General features: G+C 68.3%; 13 protein-coding genes. 3 read left to right on the forward strand and 10 right to left on the reverse strand.

What is annotated here, in order from left to right; all coding sequences use genetic code 11:
• Nucleotides 1-8: 8 nt before the first annotated feature.
• Both BoBH3_RS14325 and BoBH3_RS14330 read right to left on the reverse strand, forming a co-directional pair.
• The gene (locus BoBH3_RS14325; protein ID WP_262331489.1) at nucleotides 9-872 is read right to left on the reverse strand and encodes an AraC family transcriptional regulator; all 864 of its coding nucleotides are present in this window, start codon (nucleotides 870-872) and stop codon (nucleotides 9-11) included.
• Nucleotides 873-955: 83 nt separating this feature from the next.
• A complete protein-coding gene (locus BoBH3_RS14330; RefSeq protein ID WP_262331490.1) occupies nucleotides 956-2,221 on the reverse strand; it encodes an MFS transporter in 1,266 nt (421 codons plus the stop codon).
• A 95-nt stretch (nucleotides 2,222-2,316) separates the two neighbouring features.
• Here BoBH3_RS14330 and BoBH3_RS14335 point away from each other — a divergent pair, with 95 nt between their 5' ends.
• Nucleotides 2,317-3,291: an AraC family transcriptional regulator gene (locus BoBH3_RS14335; RefSeq protein WP_262331491.1), complete on the forward strand. Its 975-nt coding sequence runs from the start codon at nucleotides 2,317-2,319 to the stop codon at nucleotides 3,289-3,291.
• Nucleotides 3,292-3,294: 3 nt separating this feature from the next.
• Here BoBH3_RS14335 and ligA read toward each other — a convergent pair whose 3' ends face one another.
• Complete coding sequence (ligA, locus tag BoBH3_RS14340) at nucleotides 3,295-5,448, reverse strand: NAD-dependent DNA ligase LigA (protein WP_262331492.1); 2,154 nt, start codon at nucleotides 5,446-5,448, stop codon at nucleotides 3,295-3,297.
• A gap of 253 nt (nucleotides 5,449-5,701) precedes the next feature.
• Between ligA and BoBH3_RS14345 the strand changes: the two genes are divergently transcribed.
• Nucleotides 5,702-6,490: a DUF2189 domain-containing protein gene (locus BoBH3_RS14345; RefSeq protein WP_262331493.1), complete on the forward strand. Its 789-nt coding sequence runs from the start codon at nucleotides 5,702-5,704 to the stop codon at nucleotides 6,488-6,490.
• A 356-nt stretch (nucleotides 6,491-6,846) separates the two neighbouring features.
• On the opposite strand, the gene BoBH3_RS14350 is transcribed toward BoBH3_RS14345, so the two are convergent.
• The gene (locus BoBH3_RS14350) at nucleotides 6,847-8,871 is read right to left on the reverse strand and encodes a DEAD/DEAH box helicase (protein WP_262331494.1); all 2,025 of its coding nucleotides are present in this window, start codon (nucleotides 8,869-8,871) and stop codon (nucleotides 6,847-6,849) included.
• 221 nt (nucleotides 8,872-9,092) lie between these two features.
• Here BoBH3_RS14350 and aidB point away from each other — a divergent pair, with 221 nt between their 5' ends.
• Nucleotides 9,093-9,917 carry an AidB family quorum-quenching N-acyl homoserine lactonase gene (gene aidB / locus BoBH3_RS14355; RefSeq protein ID WP_262331495.1) on the forward strand — a complete coding sequence of 275 codons (825 nt, stop codon included), beginning with the start codon at nucleotides 9,093-9,095 and terminating at the stop codon, nucleotides 9,915-9,917.
• Here aidB and recN read toward each other — a convergent pair whose 3' ends face one another.
• The 6 genes from recN to BoBH3_RS14385 form a co-directional block, all read right to left on the reverse strand.
• A complete protein-coding gene (gene recN / locus BoBH3_RS14360; RefSeq protein ID WP_262331496.1) occupies nucleotides 9,918-11,600 on the reverse strand; it encodes a DNA repair protein RecN in 1,683 nt (560 codons plus the stop codon).
• 68 nt (nucleotides 11,601-11,668) lie between these two features.
• Nucleotides 11,669-12,592, reverse strand: coding sequence for an outer membrane protein assembly factor BamD (locus BoBH3_RS14365; protein ID WP_410050602.1), 924 nt, complete (start codon nucleotides 12,590-12,592; stop codon nucleotides 11,669-11,671).
• A 236-nt stretch (nucleotides 12,593-12,828) separates the two neighbouring features.
• On the reverse strand, nucleotides 12,829-13,770 hold the full coding sequence (gene lpxC, locus BoBH3_RS14370) for a UDP-3-O-acyl-N-acetylglucosamine deacetylase (RefSeq protein ID WP_262331497.1): 942 nt from the start codon (nucleotides 13,768-13,770) through the stop codon (nucleotides 12,829-12,831).
• A gap of 297 nt (nucleotides 13,771-14,067) precedes the next feature.
• Complete coding sequence (gene ftsZ, locus BoBH3_RS14375) at nucleotides 14,068-15,768, reverse strand: cell division protein FtsZ (protein WP_262331498.1); 1,701 nt, start codon at nucleotides 15,766-15,768, stop codon at nucleotides 14,068-14,070.
• A 121-nt stretch (nucleotides 15,769-15,889) separates the two neighbouring features.
• Nucleotides 15,890-17,185, reverse strand: a complete 1,296-nt coding sequence (ftsA, locus tag BoBH3_RS14380; protein ID WP_262331948.1) for a cell division protein FtsA — start codon at nucleotides 17,183-17,185, stop codon at nucleotides 15,890-15,892.
• A gap of 32 nt (nucleotides 17,186-17,217) precedes the next feature.
• On the reverse strand, nucleotides 17,218-18,159 hold the full coding sequence (locus BoBH3_RS14385; RefSeq protein ID WP_262331499.1) for a cell division protein FtsQ/DivIB: 942 nt from the start codon (nucleotides 18,157-18,159) through the stop codon (nucleotides 17,218-17,220).
• Between the last annotated feature and the right edge of the window lie 159 nt (nucleotides 18,160-18,318).

Raw genomic sequence — 18,318 nt, forward strand, 5'->3', positions numbered from 1 at the left:
CGGCCGGCTCAGCCGGCATGTGCCGCGCGGAAGGCCCCTGGCGTTACGCCGAAGCGGGCCTTGAAGGCGCGGGTGAGATGGGCCTGGTCGCAGAAACCCGTTGCGGCCGCGACGTCGCCCGGCATGTCTCCACGTCGGAGCCGTTCCCGCGCCCGCCTGATCCGCACATCGACCAGATAGGCATGGGGCGTCAGCCCCGTCTCCCGCCGAAAGGCGCGGATCAGGTGATGGCGCGGCATCCCCGTCAGCCGCCCGAGATCGGCGAGCGAGAGATCCTCGTCATAGCGAGCCTCGAACAATTCGCGGGCCTGCGCGACCGGCCCGGCCTCGCGGCCCAGCGGCCGCACGGCGAGGTCGGCATGGCGGGCAAGGCAGCGGGCATAGAAGGACAGCAGCATCTCCTCGCCAGCCAGCTGGTCGCCGCCCTGCTCGATCGCGCGATGGGCAGCGGCGAAGAGCGCCGCCCCCTCCGCATCCTCGACCAGCGGCTCCGGGAAGAAGGGCGTGCCGACCGCCTCGCGCCCGCTCAGAGAGGCCGCGACCTCCTGCATCAGCCCGATCTCGGGATAGGTCATGCGATAGCTGTAGCCCGGCCCGTAGGGCTCCCCGTCATGGGTTTCAAGCGGATTGACGAAGGCGATCTGGCCCGGCCGCGCATAGTGCCGGACGCCGCGGATGCGGAAAGTCTCGCAGCCGGCTTCGATCGTGCCGATCACATAACTTTCGTGCAGATGCGGCGCATAGGCATGGCTGCGGAAGGTCGCGGCGAGGCAATCCAGCCCGCCGAAGCGCACGGCCGGGAACAGCTTGGCCCGTTCGCCTATGACGAGCGGCTCCAACCCCAAAGTCTCGCCCTGTGTGATCGCATCCATCGCGTGAGCATAAACCCACTCGCGCCGCCGCTGTCTTGAAGAAAAGTGATCGGGTCGATCACGCACCCGATCGGTTTCGGCTTTCAGTGGGCCCCGGTGACAGTGCCACCATCGAGCCTTTCCGGGCTGCGCGAACCCAGAGCCAACACAGCGAGTGCGCCGATCAGCGCCGCCCCGGCCGCATAGGCGATCACGCCGAGCGTCCCGAAACCATCGACCAGCAGGCCGCCGAATACGGCCCCGCTCGCGATGGCGATCTGGAAAGCGGCGACGAGCAGCCCACCGGCCGACTCCGCCTCCTCCGGTGGCGCGACCCGCACCAGCCAGGTCTGGAAGCCGACCGGCAACGCCCCGAAGGCGAAGCCCCAGAGCCCGACCGCGACAGCGGAAACGACCGGCAATGTCCCCGCGAGAAGAAGGGCCGACGCCGTCGCTACTATCAGCAGCGCGCCAAAGATCACCGAGGCCTTGGCGCTGCGCGCAGTGATCGCTCCGCCAACGAGATTGCCCAGGAAGCCTCCGATGCCGAAGGCCAGCAGGACGAGCGAGATCGCCTCGACCGAAAGCCGCGGAATCTGCTCCAGGAAGGGGCGCACATAGGTGAAGCCGGCGAAATGCCCGGAGATCACCACGACGATGCTCGCCAGCACGAGCGCTATGCTCGGCCGGCCGAGCAGCTTGAACAGGGTGCGGACATCGGGCGCGCCTCGCGCCGGCAGACGCGGCAGCACCGCCATCTGGACCGCCAGCACGCCGACGCCGACCAGCGCGACGATCCAGAACACGACACGCCAGCCGAGCACCTCGCCGAGATAGGCACCGACTGGCGCCGCGCTGACCGTAGCGACCGAAACGCCAGCGAAGATCAGCGACATCGCTTTCGGCAGGGCGCTCGGCGGAACGAGGCGCATCGCCATCGCCGCGACCATCGACCAGAAGGCACCGAGCCCGATGCCGAGCAGGACACGGGCGAACAGCAGCGTCGCAAGATCGGTCGCGAGCGCCGCGATGATGCTGGAGATCACGAGCAGGCTCGTCAGCGACCAGACCACGATCCGCCTATCGATGCCGCGCGTCACGATTGCGGCGGCAAGGCCCGCGATGCCGGCGATGACCGCGGTCGCCGTGACGGCCTGGCCGGCCACGCCGACCGAGACGCCAACATCGGCCGCCATCGGCGTCAGCAGGCTCGCGGGCAGGAATTCGGCCGTGACAAGGCCGAAGACACCGAGCGTCAGCGAGACGACCGCGGCCCAGGCCGGCGTGTCGCGGACCTCGTCCGCGGGAAGGGTCGAGGAATCGGGAGGCTGCTCGACGGCGTCGAGCGTGGCCGAAAGGGAATTGGACATGCGAATCTCCAAGAGGTCGCGGCAAGATGGGCCTGACGTCGTGGAGTTTCCATGCTACATAATCCGCATTCCTTGACCATTCGTCCAAAGCTGCCATGAACGCTCCCGCCGACCATCTCACCGAAATGCTCCGGGGCCTGAGGCTCGATGGCGTCGATTACAGCCGCTGTCAGCTGGCTGCGCCCTGGGGTGTCGCCTATCCGCAGAGCCGCGAGGCTTGCTTTCACTTCATCTCCCGCGGCAGCTGTTGGCTGAAGACACCCGAAGGCGAATGGCTCGAACTGCAGGACGGCGACGCCGTGCTCCTGCCGCAAGGCGGGGACCATGTGCTAGCGAGTTCGCCGGAGGTCGTCGCCTCCCCGCCCTGCAACTGCCGGGTGCGCGAGGCCTATGGCAATGTCTTCGACGTCGAGGGCGGCGGCAGCGGAGAGCACATGTTGGTCTTCACCGGCCGCATGACCTTCAATGTCGATCTCGACCACCCTCTGCTGCGCCTCATGCCGGACATGATGCGGATGAGCGACTTCATGGCGAACGAGCCTGGAATTCCGCATCTGCTGGAGGCGATGGGCCGCGAGGTCGCAATGGACCGTGTCGGCGCCGGCGGCATCCTCGCGCGCCTCGCGGATGTGCTGGCCGCAGCGATCATCCGTGCCTGGGTCGAGCGCGGCTGCGGCGCCGCCAAGGGCTGGGTCGCGGCGGCGCGCTGCCCACAGATCGGCAAGGTGCTGGCGGCGATCCACGCCCACCCCGAGAGGGACTATACGGTGGAAAGCCTCGCCGAGCTGATGGGCGCCTCGCGCTCCGGTTTCGCCGAGCGCTTCGCGGAGGTCGTCGGCGAGACGCCCGCCCGCTATGTCGCGCAGGTCCGGATGCACCAGGCCAGGCAATGGCTCGCCCGCGACAAGCTGCGCATCGCGGTCGTGGCCCAGCGCCTCGGCTATGAATCGGAGGCTTCCTTCAGCCGCGCCTTCAAGCGCGTCACCGGCCAGGCCCCCAGCCAGGTGCGGGCAGCAGGTGAGACACAGCCCACCGGCATGTTCACGCCGATGGCGACCGCCGCCGAATAGCCCTCAACCGCCGACCAGATCGAACCAGCCGGCCTCATCGATCACCTCGACGCCGTGCTTCTGTGCATCCTTGAGCTTGGAGCCCGCCCCGGGCCCGGCGACCAGCAGGTCGGTCTTCGACGACACCGAGCCCGCGACCTTGGCGCCGAGCCGCTCAGCCATCGCCTTGGCCTCGTCGCGCGTCATGCGCTCCAGCGCGCCGGTGAAGACCACGATCTTGCCGGCGACCGGGCTGACCGAGGCCACCGCCTCCAGCGGCTGCGGCTGGACCTCTCCGAGCAGCCTGTCGAGCAGTTGCTCGTTATGCGGCTCGCCGAAGAACTCGATCAGCGCCTCGACGACCGTCGGGCCGATGCCGTCGATGGCATCGAGACTCTGCCGCTCGGGCGAGGTCTCGTCGGCCGCCGCAATGCCCGCCTCCCGCAGCGCTTCGAAGGTCCCGTAGTTGCGCGCCAGCAGCCGCGCCGTCGTCTCGCCGATATGGCGGATGCCGAGCCCGAAGATGAAGCGATTGAGCGGCGGCCGGCGCCTGTCCTCGATCGCATCGAAGAGCTTCTTGGCGCTGACGGCGCCGAAGCCCTCCTTGTCCTTGAGCTTCTTGAAGTTGGCCGCGTCCCGCTGCGCCAGCGTGAAGATGTCGGCCGGTTCCAGCACCGGCAGATCGGGATCGCTGTGGAAGAACTCGATCTGCTTGTCGCCGAGCCCGTCGATGTCCATCGCGTCGCGCGAGACGAAATGCTTCAGCCGCTCGACCGATTGCGCCGCGCAGATCAGCCCGCCGGTGCAGCGGCGCACTGCATCCTCCTTGCCGGTGCGCGGGTTGAGTTCGCGCGTCGCGTGGCTGTCGCAGACGGGACAACGCGTCGGAAATTCGTAAGGCTTCGAATCCGCCGGGCGCTTCGTCAGATCCACCGCCTCGACGCGCGGGATCACGTCACCCGCCCGTTTGACGGTCACCGTGTCGCCGATGCGGATATCGGCGCCGTCGCGGATCGACTGGCCCTTGGAATCGAAGCCGCGAATGTAGTCCTCGTTGTGCAGCGTCGCATTCGTCACCACGACGCCGCCGACCGTCACAGGCTTCAGCCGCGCCACCGGCGAGAGCGCGCCGGTGCGACCGACCTGGATATCGATCGCCTCGAGGACCGTGGTCGCCAGCTCGGCCGGGAATTTATGGGCAATCGCCCAGCGCGGCGCGCGCGACACGAATCCGAGCCGCGCCTGCAGGGCAAGATCGTCGACCTTGTAGACCACGCCGTCGATGTCATAGCCCAGCGTCGCGCGCTGGCCTTCGATCAGCCGGTATTGCGCCACCAGCTCCGCGACGCTCTCGCAGCGCTTCATCAGCGGGTTGGTGCGGAAGCCCCAGCGCCCGAAGGCCTCGACCACGCCGGCCTGCGTCGCGGCGGGCAGCATCGGCATCTCGCCCCAGGCATAGGCGAAGAAGCGCAGCGGCCGGGCGGCGGTGATGCTCGCGTCAAGCTGGCGCAGCGAGCCGGCGGCGGCGTTGCGCGGGTTGGCGAACTCCGGAAGCCCCTTCTCGCGCTGGCGCTCATTGATGGCGGCGAAATCGGCATGGCCGAGATAGACCTCGCCGCGCACCTCGGCGATATCCGGCACATCCGGGCCGGCGAGCGTCTGCGGTATCTCGGAAATGGTGCGGGCATTGACCGTGACGTCCTCGCCCTCCTCGCCGTCGCCGCGCGTCGCGGCGGCGACGAGTTCGCCCTTCTCGTAGCGCAGCGACAGCGAAAGCCCGTCGATCTTCGGCTCGGCGGTGAAGGCGATGCCCCCATCCTCCTCCTTGCGGCCGAGGAAGCGGTAGACGCGGGCGGCGAACTCGGCGACGGCCTCGTCCGAGAAGGCATTGTCGAGCGAGAGCATCGGCACGCGATGCCTGATCTTGGCGAACCTGCCCGAAGGCCGGGCGCCGACCGCCGCGCTGACGCCGCCGGCCTCCTTCAGCTCCGGAAAAGCCTCTTCCAGCGCCACCAGCCGCCGACGCTTCGCGTCATAGGCCGCGTCGTCCATGATCGGCTGGTCTTCCTGGAAATAGGCATCGTTCGCCGCCTGCACCTCGGCGGCGACGCGCTTGTGCTCGAGCTTCGCCTTGCGCGGCGTGAGGTCTGCGACGGGGGTGGAGTCGGTCTCGCTCATGGACCTTCATTAGGCGAGATGCGGCTACCGAGGGAAGTCAGCAGCGCGGCCTTCTCCCGAGCCTCATCCTTCGAGACGCCGCTGACGCGGCTCCTCCGGATGAGGGCTCATGAAGGAAACCCCTGCGACAATTCCGCTCCAGCGCGTATAATGATGCGACTGGGAATGGGAAGCTCGACGCCGCAGGCGGTTGACGCCCTCGTCAGGTCGATCGACAGCCATGGCGCACCGGGCCGGAACCGGGAGATACGCCATGGCCAATATCGACCACGCCTTCCACGACATTGCAGGTGAGCATCCACAGATCCGCAGCATCACCCCGCGGGATCTGACCGACTCGCTCAGGCAGGGCTGGGAGGATTTCAAGGCTCAGCCGAGCCACCTCGTCTTCATCGCCTTGATCTACCCCGTCGCCGGCATCCTGCTGGCGCAGCTCACGGTGAGCTACAACATCTTCCCCCTGCTCTTCCCGATGCTTTCAGGCTTCGCGCTGATCGGCCCCTTCGCCGCGATCGGGCTCTACGAGGTCAGCCGCCGGCGCGAGCAGGGCTTGGATTCGTCATGGCGCCACGCGCTCGGCCTCCTGCGCTCGCCGTCCATCGGGCAGATCGTACTGCTCGGCGCCATGCTAACCGGGCTGTTCCTGGCCTGGCTGTTCTCGGCCTGGTTCATCTATCGCAGCCTGCTCGCCCTGCCGGCAGACGTCTCCACCACCGATTTCCTGCGCGCCGTCTTCACCACCTTCGACGGCTGGGTGATGATCGTGATCGGCAACTCGCTGGGGCTGCTCTTCGCCATCCTCGCCTTTTCGATCTCGGTGGTATCCTTCCCGCTGATCATCGACCGGCATGTCGACGCGCCGACGGCGATCCGCACCTCGATCGCCGCCGTCGAGGCCAATCCGCGCGTGATGATGTACTGGGGCCTGATGGTGACCGGGCTTCTCGTGCTCGGCTGCCTGCCCGTGCTGGTTGGGCTGATCGTGGTGATGCCGGTGCTCGGCCACGCGACCTGGCATCTCTATCGGCGGGTCGTAGTTTAGAACCGCACCGTCATTCCGGGGCATTGCGAAGCAACGAGCCCGGAACCCAAAACCGATGCCGTCGCCGGAAACGCGGCGGGCTTCGGTTCAGAGAACGATGATCCGTATCGGTTCTGGGTTCCGGGCTCGGGCCTGCTGCCCGCCCCGGAATGACGGCGCGCACAACCCCCGATCGGGAACCTTTTCCCCCCGGCTGCCGTTCACCCCCCGCTAAATCGAGCCTTCCGGCTCTTTCTGATCAGGGGGTCAGCATGAACAACATCATCTATATTGTCGGCCTTATCGTGGTCGTGCTCGCCATCCTCTCCTTCCTCGGCCTGCGCTGAGGCGAGAGAGTACGGCGACCAGACGGCCGCTCAGCCGCGGCGCGGCTTGCCCTTGCCGAAGGGCTTGCCGCCGCCGGCGGGGCGCCCCCCGTCCTGCCGCTCCGGCCTGCCGGCGAAGGGCTTACCCTTCGAAGCAAACGGCTTCTTGAAACCGCCGGCCGGCTTGCCGTCCTCCCGACGCGGGCGACTATCGTCGCGTGGGGGCGCGCCCGCGGGGCGATAGGGTTTGCGATCTTCGCCGCGCTGTTCGCGATCTCCACCATCCTTCGAGGGGAAGCGCTTGCGCGGCGCACCCTCTCCGGCAGCCTCAGTCGAATCCCAGCTCTTGCGCGGCGCGGCCGGGCGATCGGGCTTGTCGCCGAAGGCCTTCGCCGGGCGCCGCTCCGCCGCTTCCGCCGGCTCGATCGTGATCTTGTCGCGGTCGGGAACCTTCGCGGCCTCGTAGAAGCGGTCCGCGATATCGGCATCGATCTCGACCTTGGTCTCGCGATCGAAGATGCGGATCGCGCCGACCTCGTCGCGCGTGATCCGCCCGCGCCTGCACAGCATCGGCAGCAGCTGGCGCGGATCGGCGCCCTGCTTGCGGCCGATGTCGAGCCGGAACCAGACCGTGTCGCCGCGCGGCCCAGCCTGCTTGCGCGGCCGCTCTCCGGCTTCGCCTTCCTCACGGCCCGCCCCGAAGGGCCGACGCTTGGCGGCATAATCCTCATTCGCGCGAACCGGCCGGCGCTCGTCGTGGCCGAAGCCGGGGTCGCCCGCTTCCTCGCCCGCCGGCAGACGCGCCCGATAGAGCCGGACCAGAGCGGCGGCGATCTCGCGCGCCTCGCGACCGGCCATCAGCGCATCGATCATCTTGGCATCGTCTTCGCCGATCTCGCCGCTCAGCATCGGGTCGGCGAGCATGCGCTCCTGATCGAGAGCGCGAATCTCGTCCGCCGTCGGCGGGCCGATCCATTCGGCCTCGACACGGCCTTCCATCAGCAGTCGCTCCGCCTTGCGTCGACGTGACTGCGGCACCAGCAGAACGCTCGTACCCTTCTTGCCGGCGCGGCCGGTCCGACCAGAGCGATGCTGCATCACCTCGGAATCGTTCGGCAGCTCGGCATGGATGACGAGGTCGAGCCCCGGCAGATCGATGCCGCGCGCCGCCACATCGGTCGCGACGCAGACCCGCGCCCGCCCGTCGCGCAGCGCCTGCAGGGCGGCGTTGCGCTCATTCTGGCCGAGTTCGCCCGAGAGTGCGACGGCAGCGAAGCCGCGCTCCAGCAGGATCGCCTCCAGATGGCGCACGGCGTTGCGCGTGTTGCAGAAGACGAGCGCGACCGGAGCATCGTGGAAGCGCAGCAGATTGACGACCGCCAGCTCCGCTTCCTTGGGATAGACGCGCACGGCCTTGTAGGCGATGTCGGCATGGCCGCTGCGCGCCGCTTCCACCTCGATGCGCAGCGCATCGCGCTGGTAGCTTTGCGCGAGCTGGACGATCGCCTTCGGGAAGGTGGCCGAGAACAACAGGCTGCGCCGGCCCTCGGGGGTCGTCTTCAGGATGAATTCGAGATCGTCACGGAAGCCGAGATCAAGCATCTCGTCGGCCTCGTCGAGGACGACCGCCTTCAGCGCCGAGACGTCGAGGCGGCGCCGCTCGATATGGTCGCGCAGGCGGCCTGGCGTGCCGACGACGATGTGCGCTCCCTCGTCGAGCAGCATCGCCTCGCGGCGCGGGTCCATGCCGCCGACGCAGGAGATCACGCGCGCCCCGGTCTGGGCGTAGAGCCAGGCGAGTTCGCGCTGGACCTGCAGGGCAAGCTCGCGCGTCGGCGCGATGATCAGGGCGAGCGGCTCTGCAGCCGGACCCAGCTTCTCGGCGCTGCCCAGCAGGGTCTCGCCGATGGCGAGCCCGTAGGCGATGGTCTTTCCGGAGCCGGTCTGCGACGAGACAAGCAGGTCCCGGCCGCGAGCGCGATCCTCGAGAACGGCGCTCTGCACCGGGGTCGGCTCGGAATAGTTGCGATCGGCCAGCGCGCGCGCGAGCGGCGGGCTCGTGAGGGAAAAGGACATCTGCAAAGCCTGGAGCTACGGCGCGAAACGTCGCGTCAATTCGGGGACGGCAGAGCGGCGCGGGCGCGCCTGCAAGCCATCGATTGAAGCGGCTCTTAGAGCAAACCGCTCAAAAAGGGAATGGAATATGCACGCGCCCGCTGCAGGGCCGCTCCCTGCGGTGCGGCGTTGCCGCTGCGGCGTGCCGGCGGCTACGCCTTGATCGGACTGGAGACGACCCGATGAATGCGCAGCCCCTCTCCTTCGCCGGGTATGAGGTCATCACCCTGCTCGACGGCATTTTCGAAGCGCCCGCGGACATCATCGTGCATGAGCGCGGCGAGGCTGCACGCACCGCTGCCATCGCGCGTCTCGGCCAGGAGAAGATCCGCATCGACGTCAACTGTTTCGCGCTGCACGGCGCGGGAGGCATAACGCTCGTCGATGCCGGCACCGGCAAGGCCTGGGGTCCGGCTCTCGGCCATGCCCGCGCCGCCATGGCAGACGCGGGCATCGCACGCCAGGACGTCGGCCGCATCCTGATCACCCACCTCCACGGCGACCATGCGCTCGGCCTCTTCGACGGCGAAGAACCCTGGTTCCCCACGGCCGAGATCATCGTTCCGGAAGCCGATCTGCGCTTCTATGGCGACGAAACGCACCGCGCTGCCGTGCCGGAGAACAAGCGAGGCGCCTTCGACATCGCGGCGAAGCTGCAGCGGCTCTACGCAGGGCGTGTCCGCAGCGCTGCGCCGGGCCCGGTCCTGCCGGAGATCGAGCTGATCCCGCTGCCGGGCCACAGCTTCGGCCATAGCGGCTATCTCATCGGCGATGAAGAGCGCGCCCTGCTGCTCTGGGGCGATGCCCTGCACCTCGCCGACCAGCAGGCGGAAGACCCCGAGACCGGGATTCTCTACGATCTCGACGCCGCGCAGGCCGTGGCCTCGCGCCGCGACATCCTGGCGCGCGCCGCCGATGCGGGCTGGGTCGTTTCGGGCGGGCACGTCACCGGCTTCAGGAAGGTGCGCCGGCAGGGCTCCGGCTTTGCGCTCGAGCCTGCAGCCTGATCAGCCGCGCAACCCGGCAGCTTCCAGCAGGCGGCCGGCCGCCGCCCTCGCCTCTTCCGTGATCGAGGCGCCGGCGAGCATGCGCGCGATCTCCTCGCGCCGTGTCTGGTCGGCGAGCGGGGTGACCCGCGTCACCGTCCGCGAGGCCTCGCCCTCGCCGGCCGATTTGGCGATCAGGAAATGCTGCCCGGCCTTGGCCGCAACTTGCGGCGCATGCGTCACCGAGATCACCTGCACCCGCCCCGCGAGACGTGCCAGCCGCTCGCCAATCGCATCCGCCACCGCGCCGCCCACGCCGGTGTCGATCTCGTCGAAGACGAGCGTCGGGGCCGAGCCGCGCTCGGCCAGCACCACCTTGAGCGCCAGCATGAAGCGCGAGAGCTCGCCGCCCGAGGCGACTTTCATCATCGGGCCCGGCCGCGTGCCGGGGTTGGTCTCGACCCAGAACTCGACGCGGTCGAAGCCCTCCGGCCCCCGCGCCGTCTCGTCGCTCTCGATGCGGGTGATGAAGCGCGCGCGCTCCAGCTTCAGCGGCGGCAGCTCGGCCTTCACGGCGGCGTCCAACCGCGCCGCGGCAGCCTTGCGCGCTTCCGACAACGCCTGCGCCTGCACGAGATAGGCCGCTTCCGCTTCCTTCAGATCGGCTTCGAGCCGCGCCAGCGAGGATTCGCTCTCGTCGAGCGCCGCGAGGTCGCCTGCCATGGTGGCGGCAAGCACGCTCAGCCCCTCGACAGGCACGTCGTATTTGCGGCCCGCGGCGCGCAAGCCGAACAGCCTCTCCTCGATGCGCTCCTGCTCGCGCGGATCGTATTCGGCGGCGCGCATAGCGGCACCGAGCGCCTCGCCCGCTTCCTCCAGCGCGACGATGGCGGTGTTGAGCGCAGCGAGCGAGGGATCGACCAGGCCTGGCGCCTGCGCAGCCCGGCGCTCAAGCCGCCGCAGCACCGCGGCGAGCGCCGGCACAGGCGAAGACTGGCCACCGACCGCCTCATGGGCATCGATCAGGTCCCGCGCCACCTTCTCGGCCTGCATCATCGACTGGCGGGTAGCGGCGAGCGCGTCCTCTTCACCCGGCTGCGGCGCGAGCTTGCCGAGTTCCTCGACGGCGTGGCGCAGGAAATCGGCTTCCTTGCGCGCCGCCTCAACACGCAGGCGCTGCGACTGCAGGGCCTGCCGCGCCTTCTTCAGCGTCTCGCTCGCGCTCGCGACGCCTTCCGCCCGCAGCTCCAGCTCCCCGAAGCCGTCGAGGATGGTGCGGTGCTGGGCGGGGTCGGTCAGGGCGCGGTCGTCATGCTGGCCGTGGATCTCGACGATGGCCGCCCCGACCATGCGCAGGATCTGCACCGAGACCGGCTGGTCGTTGATGAAGGCGCGCGTGCGCCCGTCGGCATATTGCACGCGCCGCAGGATGAGGTCGCCGTCGGTGTCGATCTCCTGCGCCTGGGCGAGCCTGCGCGCCGCATGTTCGAGCGGCAGGTCGAAAACAGCGCTGACCTGTCCCTGCGTCTCGCCATGGCGCACCAGAGATCCGTCGCCGCGCCCGCCCAAAGCCAGCGCGAAGCCGTCGAGCAGGATCGACTTGCCCGCGCCGGTCTCGCCGGTGAGCACGGAAAGACCCTCCCGGAAACCCAGGTCGAGCCGGTCGATCAGAACGATGTCGCGGATGGAGAGCTGGGCCAGCATGGCTCAGCTCGGTTCCGGAAGCCGGCAGGGTCGATCGGGGCTCGTCATGAGTCCGGACCCTTGCGCCGTCAGAGGCTGCCGAGCCCGATGATACCGCCGACCGTGCGCGAGAAGCCGTTGAAGGCGCGGCTGATATAGGAGCCACGATCCTCACGCGGCTCCAGGCCGCCGCTCTGCAGCAGCTTGTAGGCGTCCTTGTACCAGGGGCTGTCCGGGAAGTTGTGCCCGAGAACCGCGGCGGCGGTCTGCGCTTCATTGGTGACGCCCAGCGCCATATAGGCCTCGGACAGACGCATCAGCGCCTCCTCGACATGGCGGGTGGTCTGGTACTTGATGATGACCTCGCGGAAGCGGTTCACCGCCGCCGTGTAGTTGCGCTTCTCGAGATAGAAGCGCCCGACATTCATCTCCTTGCCCGCGAGCTGGTCGCGCGCCACCAGGAGCTTCTCCTTGGCGTCCAGCGCGTATTCCGACTTCGGATAGCGTGCGAGGAGCTCCTCGAAGGCCTGGATCGCCTGGCCGGTCTTCTCCTGATCGCGGGTCGTGTCCGGGATCTGGTTGAAGTAAGACATCGCCATGATGTACTGCGCGTAGGCCGCGTCCGGGCTCGCCGGGTTCTGCGCGATGAAGCGCTTCGAGGCGGTGATCGCCTCCTCCCACTTGCTCGCCTGGAAATTCGTGTAGGCCGTCATCAGCACGCCCTTGCGGGCATAGGGCGAGAACGGCGCCGTCTTGTCGATCTGGTCGAAGCGCTTGCTGGCACCCTCGCTGTCGCCGTTCTGCAGGCGCGCGAGACCTTCGTTGTAGAGCTTGTCGGCCGGCTCCACCGGGGTGAGGTCCGGCTTGTAGACCTCAGGCCGGTCGAAGGGGTTCAGCGAGGATAGCGTATCGCAGCCGCCGAGCAGCATGGCGGCACCCAGCGCCAGGGCGATGCCCTTGCGCGGCGATGTCCCGCGATGGATTGCCGGAAGGCTTTGCCGCGTCACGCTCACGTCGTCCGTCCTCTTGTCGCTCGTCCCAGGAAGCGGATCCGCAAATCCGTCTCTCATGCTCTGGCTCACGGGAAGCATGCCTTACCTCAGACGCCTTGCCCGCGCCACTGCCGAAAGCCGGTCGTGGTCCGATTCAACCTCTCTGCGGCATGTCGGACAAAAAACCGGCGAAGGAAAGGCGAAAAAACATCCGGCCGGAACCTGTCCAGCCGGATCATGGCCTGACGCGACGATTCTCAGTGCAGATCGGGCGCGTAGGCGGCCGGCGCCATCTGCACGGCCCGCGACGTGGCCGCGAAAACCGGCTGGGATTCGACGATCGCGAAATTCGCGCGGTCGGCGAAGAGCGCCTCCAGGATACGGACATTCATCCGGTGGCCGCCGCAATAGGAGCGGAACTCGCCGATGATCGGATAGCCGGCAAGCGCCAGATCGCCGATGGCATCGAGCACCTTATGGCGCACGAACTCGTCGCCGTAGCGCAGGCCCTCGGGGTTGATGACCTTGTCCTCGCCGATCGCGACGGTGTTGTCGAGCGACGCGCCGAGCGCGAAGCCGGCCTTCCAGAGCTGCTCGACATCGCGCATGAAGCCGAAGGTGCGGGCCTTGGAAATCTCGCTGGCATAGGCCTTGGCCTCAAGATCGAAGACCTTGCGCTGGCGGCCGATCACGGCGGTGTCGAAGTCGATCTCGACATCGAGGCGGAAGCCCTTCTCCGCAGGCATCAGCTCGGCGAAGGCGCGGCCCTGCTCGATGCGGACCGGCTGGAGGACCTTGAGATAGCGGCGCTGCGCGGCGAGCGTCACGAGACCGACCGCCTCGATGGCGGTCACGAACTCGGTCGCGCTGCCGTCCATGATCGGCATCTCCGGCCCGTCGATCTCGACGAGCACGTTGTCGAGGCCGAGGCCAGAGCAGGCCGACATCAGGTGCTCGATGGTCGAAACGGACGCGGAGCTGCGATCGCCGATCACGGTGCAGAGCTCGGTGGCGCTGACCTTGGTGTGCTTGGCGTGAATGAGCTGGGGAGGCATGCCCTCGATGCCGGTGCGCAGGAACACGACGCCGGAATTCGCGCTGGAGGGCTTGAGGCAGATACCCGCCGGGGCTCCGGAGTGGACACCGATCCCGGTCAGGGTCACGGCCGTCCGCAGGGTCGTCTGCCGATCGAAACTCATGAGCTATCCAATCCTGATCGAAGGCTGTGTCCGGCCTGCTGAAGCAGCGGCTACCGACCCGCGATGTCGTCCAAGGCTGTGCAGAGCAGCCTGGTCGAGGCTATCCGCTTGACGGGATGGAACATAGGCCCTTGAGGCATTCACTCAAAATCACTCTTTCTTTCGCTGTGTAACAACCGAAAGCCGAGTGGTCAGACCTTATAACGCCCTGAGATATAACGATTTCTTAAGACGAAAAATCCCGCCGCGAGAGGTCGCGGCGGGATCTGTCATTGAGCCGTCATTAACCAGCCGTGTTCAGTTCGCCTGGCGGCGCAGGAACGCGGGAATCTCGAGGTGGTCTTCCTCGCTGGGCCGATTCGGGGCTGCACGGCCATGCGGATCGAGCTGGCCCTGCGCCGGGCGCGACGCCGGCTGCGGAGCCGGGCGGCGCATATATTCAGCATGGGCCGCGCTCGGCCCTGCCCCGGCCGGAATCGCCGGAGGCTGGGGCGCCTGGCGGACCGGGGCGGGAGCCTGATGATGCTCCTCATGCTCATCCTCCTTGCGGCCGAAGCCGACGGAGGCGAGGCGCTGCATCAGCGACATGCGCTTCTGCTCGACGGCGCTCGGCGGCTGCGGGGCCGGCTGGACGCCGCGCTGGGCGGCGAGCTGGGCCTGTCCCGGGGCCGGCAGGTCCTCGACGCGGGGCATGCGGGTTGGGCGCATGGCGCGCTCGGCCATCGGCGGGATGAAGCTGTCGGCGATGTCGAGGTGCGGCTCCGGCGCGGCCATCGGCTCGTGCGCAGGCGCGGCTGCCATCACCGGGCGCATCGGCTGAACTGGCTCGATGCGGATGTCCTGAATGGCCGGCATCGGCTCGGGCTGCGGCGCATGGCGCGCGGTCTCGACGATCGGCATCGGCTGCGGGGCCGGAGCGGCCGGGCGCGGCGCGGCGGCGGCCGTATTGCGCAGGCGCGCCTCCTGCTTCAGGCGTTCAGCGACCTGGGCGATGCGGGCCTCGGTCTCGTCGACCTCGACCTCCCTGGAGATCGGCTTGTCGATGCCGGTGGCGACCACGGAGACGCGCACCGTGCCCTCGAGCGATTCGTCGAAGGTGGCGCCGACGATGATGTTGGCTTCGGAATCGACCTCCTCGCGGATGCGGGTGGCGGCCTCGTCGACCTCATAGAGCTTCATGTCGCGCCCGCCGGTGATCGAGATCAGCAGGCCGCGCGCGCCCTTCATCGAGACGTCGTCGAGCAGCGGGTTGTTGATCGCGGCCTGGGCCGCGGTCAGAGCGCGCTTCTCGCCCTGCGCCTCGCCGGTGCCCATCATCGCCTTGCCCATGCCGCGCATCACGGCGCGCACGTCGGCAAAGTCGAGGTTGATGAGGCCGGGGCGGACCATCAGGTCGGTGATGCAGGCGACGCCGGAATAGAGCACCTGGTCGGCCATGCCGAAGGCGTCGGCGAAGCCGGTCGTCTCGTTGGCCACGCGGAACAGGTTCTGGTTCGGGATGACGATCAGGGTGTCGACCGCCTCGTTGAGCTCGCCGATGCCGGCCTCGGCCATCCGCATGCGGCGCTGGCCCTCGAACTGGAAGGGCTTGGTGACGACGCCGACGGTCAGGATGCCCATGTCGCGGGCGACGCGGGCGATGGCCGGGGCCGCGCCGGTGCCGGTGCCGCCGCCCATGCCGGCGGTGATGAACACCATATGCGCGCCCGCCAGATGGTCACGAATCTCGTCGATGACCTCTTCGGCCGCCGCGCGGCCGACTTCCGGCTGCGAACCGGCGCCGAGACCCTCGGTAACCTGAAGGCCCATCTGGATGATGCGCGGGGCGCGCGACAGCGCCAGAGCCTGGGCATCGGTATTGGCGCAGACGAAGTCGACCCCGTCGAGGCCCGCCTCGATCATGTTGTTGACCGCATTGCCGCCGGCGCCGCCGACGCCGAAGACCGTGATCCGGGGCTTCAGTTCCCGAATATCCGGGGCTTGCAGATTCATCGCCATGATTGCCTCTTTTGATTCCTTTGTCCGGCGCCTGGCGGGAGCCGTCCCGATTGCTACGTTCGACGCCGTGGCCCCTTGGGGGCCCTACTCACTCAAAGTTGGAGCATGATTCTCGTCATGCTCAGAAACTGTCCTTCAGCCACCGCCCGACACGCGAGAAATAGCCGTCCGTGCCCGTCGCGAAGTAGCTCGCTCCGGCGGCACGCGGTTCGAAATGCTCGATATGGGCGACCTGCGGATAGACCAGCAGGCCGACCGCGGTGGCGAAGGCCGGACCCTTTCCCGCTTCAGGCAGGCCCTTGATCCCGAGCGGACGGCCGGTGCGGACCTGGCCGCCGAGAATGCGCCGCGCGACTTCCGGCAGCCCGGTGAGCTGGCAGGCGCCGCCTGTCAGCACGACGCGCCGCCCGGCCTGGGCGGAGAATCCGGCCTGGTTGAGCCGGTCGCGCACCAGTTCGAGGATTTCCTCGACGCGCGGCTTGATGATCCGCACGAGCTGCGACTTCGGCAGGTGATTGGGCGCGTCGCGCTCGTCGTCGTCGACCTGCGGCACTGCAATCATGTCGCGCTCGTCGGAAGCGCTGGAGATGCAGGAGCCGTGCAGCGTCTTCAGCCGCTCGGCCGCCGAGACGCGGGTGGAAAGACCACGCGCCACGTCCATGGTGATGTGGTTGCCGCCGACCGCGATGCCGTCGGCATGGACGAGATGCCCGCCGGAGAAGACACCGAGGCTGGTGGTGCCGCCGCCGAGATCGACCACGACAACCCCCATCTCGGCCTCGTCGTCGACCAGCACGGAAAGGCCGGAGGCATAGGGACTCGCCACCACAGCCTCGACCTCGAGATGGCAGCGCTCGACCGCGAGCATGACGTTGCGCGCCGCCGCCGCTTCGCTGGCGACGACATGCATGTCGACCGAGAGCTTGCCGCCGATCAGCCCGCGCGGATCGAGCACGCCCGGCACGCCGTCGAGCGCATAGCCGGTCGGCAGCGCATGGAGCACAGCCTTGCCGGGGCGGATCGCATGGGTCGCGGCGGTGGCGAGCACGCGCCGGATGTCGCCGTCGCCGACCGAGCCGGAGCGCAGGTCGACGCCCGCGGCATAGTGCTGCGAGCCGATGCGCCCGCCGGTCAGGTTCACGATGACCGACTGCACCTCGACCTTGGCCATGCGCTCGGCCGCATCGACCGCAGCGCGGATGGCGCGCTCGGCGCTTTCCAGATCGATGATCGCCCCGCCCTTCAGGCCAAGCGAACGCTGATGACCGATGCCGATGATGCGGCAGACATGGGTGCGCCCGCGCAGCCGCTCATTGGTCTCGGCCGGCGAAAGCTCCGCGATCAGGCACACGACTTTGCTCGTGCCGATGTCGAGAATCGAAAGCGTCGCGCTCTTGCGCGACGAGAGGGGGCGCATGCGCGGCGTCAGGCCCTGGGAGGTCAGGTGGTTCACGCCTCGCCTCCCTTCTTCTTGCCGGTCTTGCTCTTGAGCATTTCGGCGCGGGCGGCGGCGGCCTCCTCGGAGAGACGCATCACGACGCGGTCGGACTGTCGCAGGTCGATGGCGAGCACGTCCTTCTCGAGGAGGCGGAAATCGCTCTCCAGCGAGACGAGGCGCTGCAGCGCGGCCTCGGGTTTGCCTTCCGGCAGGCGAACATCCATGCCGTTGTCGAGCTTGAGGTTCCAGCGGCGGCCAGAGACCAGCGTCGCCGCACGGATATGCTTGGCGAAATCGCCGGCCTGGCCGAGCAGCTTGAGGTATTCGCCGGCGCGGACATTCGCGTCCTTGCCGACGACGAGGGGCAGATAGGCGAATCGCCCGTCATCCATCTTGTCGATCACCGTCCCGTCGGCTGCGATCACGAAGAGCTCGCCCTTCACCTGCCAGAGCGCATAGGGCTCGCGCTCGGTCAGCGAGATCGAGACCTCGCCCGGATAGAGCTTGCGTACCGCGGCCTCGCGAATCAGCGGCGTGGCCTCGAGCTGCCTGCGGGCTTCGTCGGCGTCGAAGAAGACGAGCGAGGTCTTCGAATCGAGCCCGGCCGCGACCAGGACTTCCTGCTCCGAAAGGCCGGAAAGGCCGGAGATGGTGACGCGGTCGACACCGAAGCCGAGCACGCGCGCCAGCATGTGGCGCGGCTCGCCATGCTGCTCCTGCATCGCCTGCCAATGGCCGCCGAGGACGAAGCCGGAGCCGATGCTGAGCGCGAGAAAACCGAGGCTGAGCCAGCTGCCGAGGCCCTGAGGCAGGCGCTGGGACAGCGGCACCGCGATGGCACTGCGGCGCGAGCGGCGCAGCAGCCCGCGCCCCTGCCGTTCACCGACGAGGAGCTGCGGCCCGGCATGCGCGACCGGCAGACGCGAAGAGGGCTTCGCCGTCTTCGCTTTCACCGATCGAGGGAGGCGTCCTCCACCATCCATTTGACGAGCTCACCGCAATTCAGGCCCGCAGGGGCAGCCATCCGGGCATCAGGCTCGTCTCGGTCGACCCGGGCCGCTCATTGATTCCAGCCGGACGAGCCCGCCGGCCCCGCCCCTTTCCGGAAATCA

The sequence above is a fragment of the Allobosea sp. BH3 genome (assembly GCF_025499465.1).
Taxonomy (GTDB): domain Bacteria; phylum Pseudomonadota; class Alphaproteobacteria; order Rhizobiales; family Beijerinckiaceae; genus Allobosea.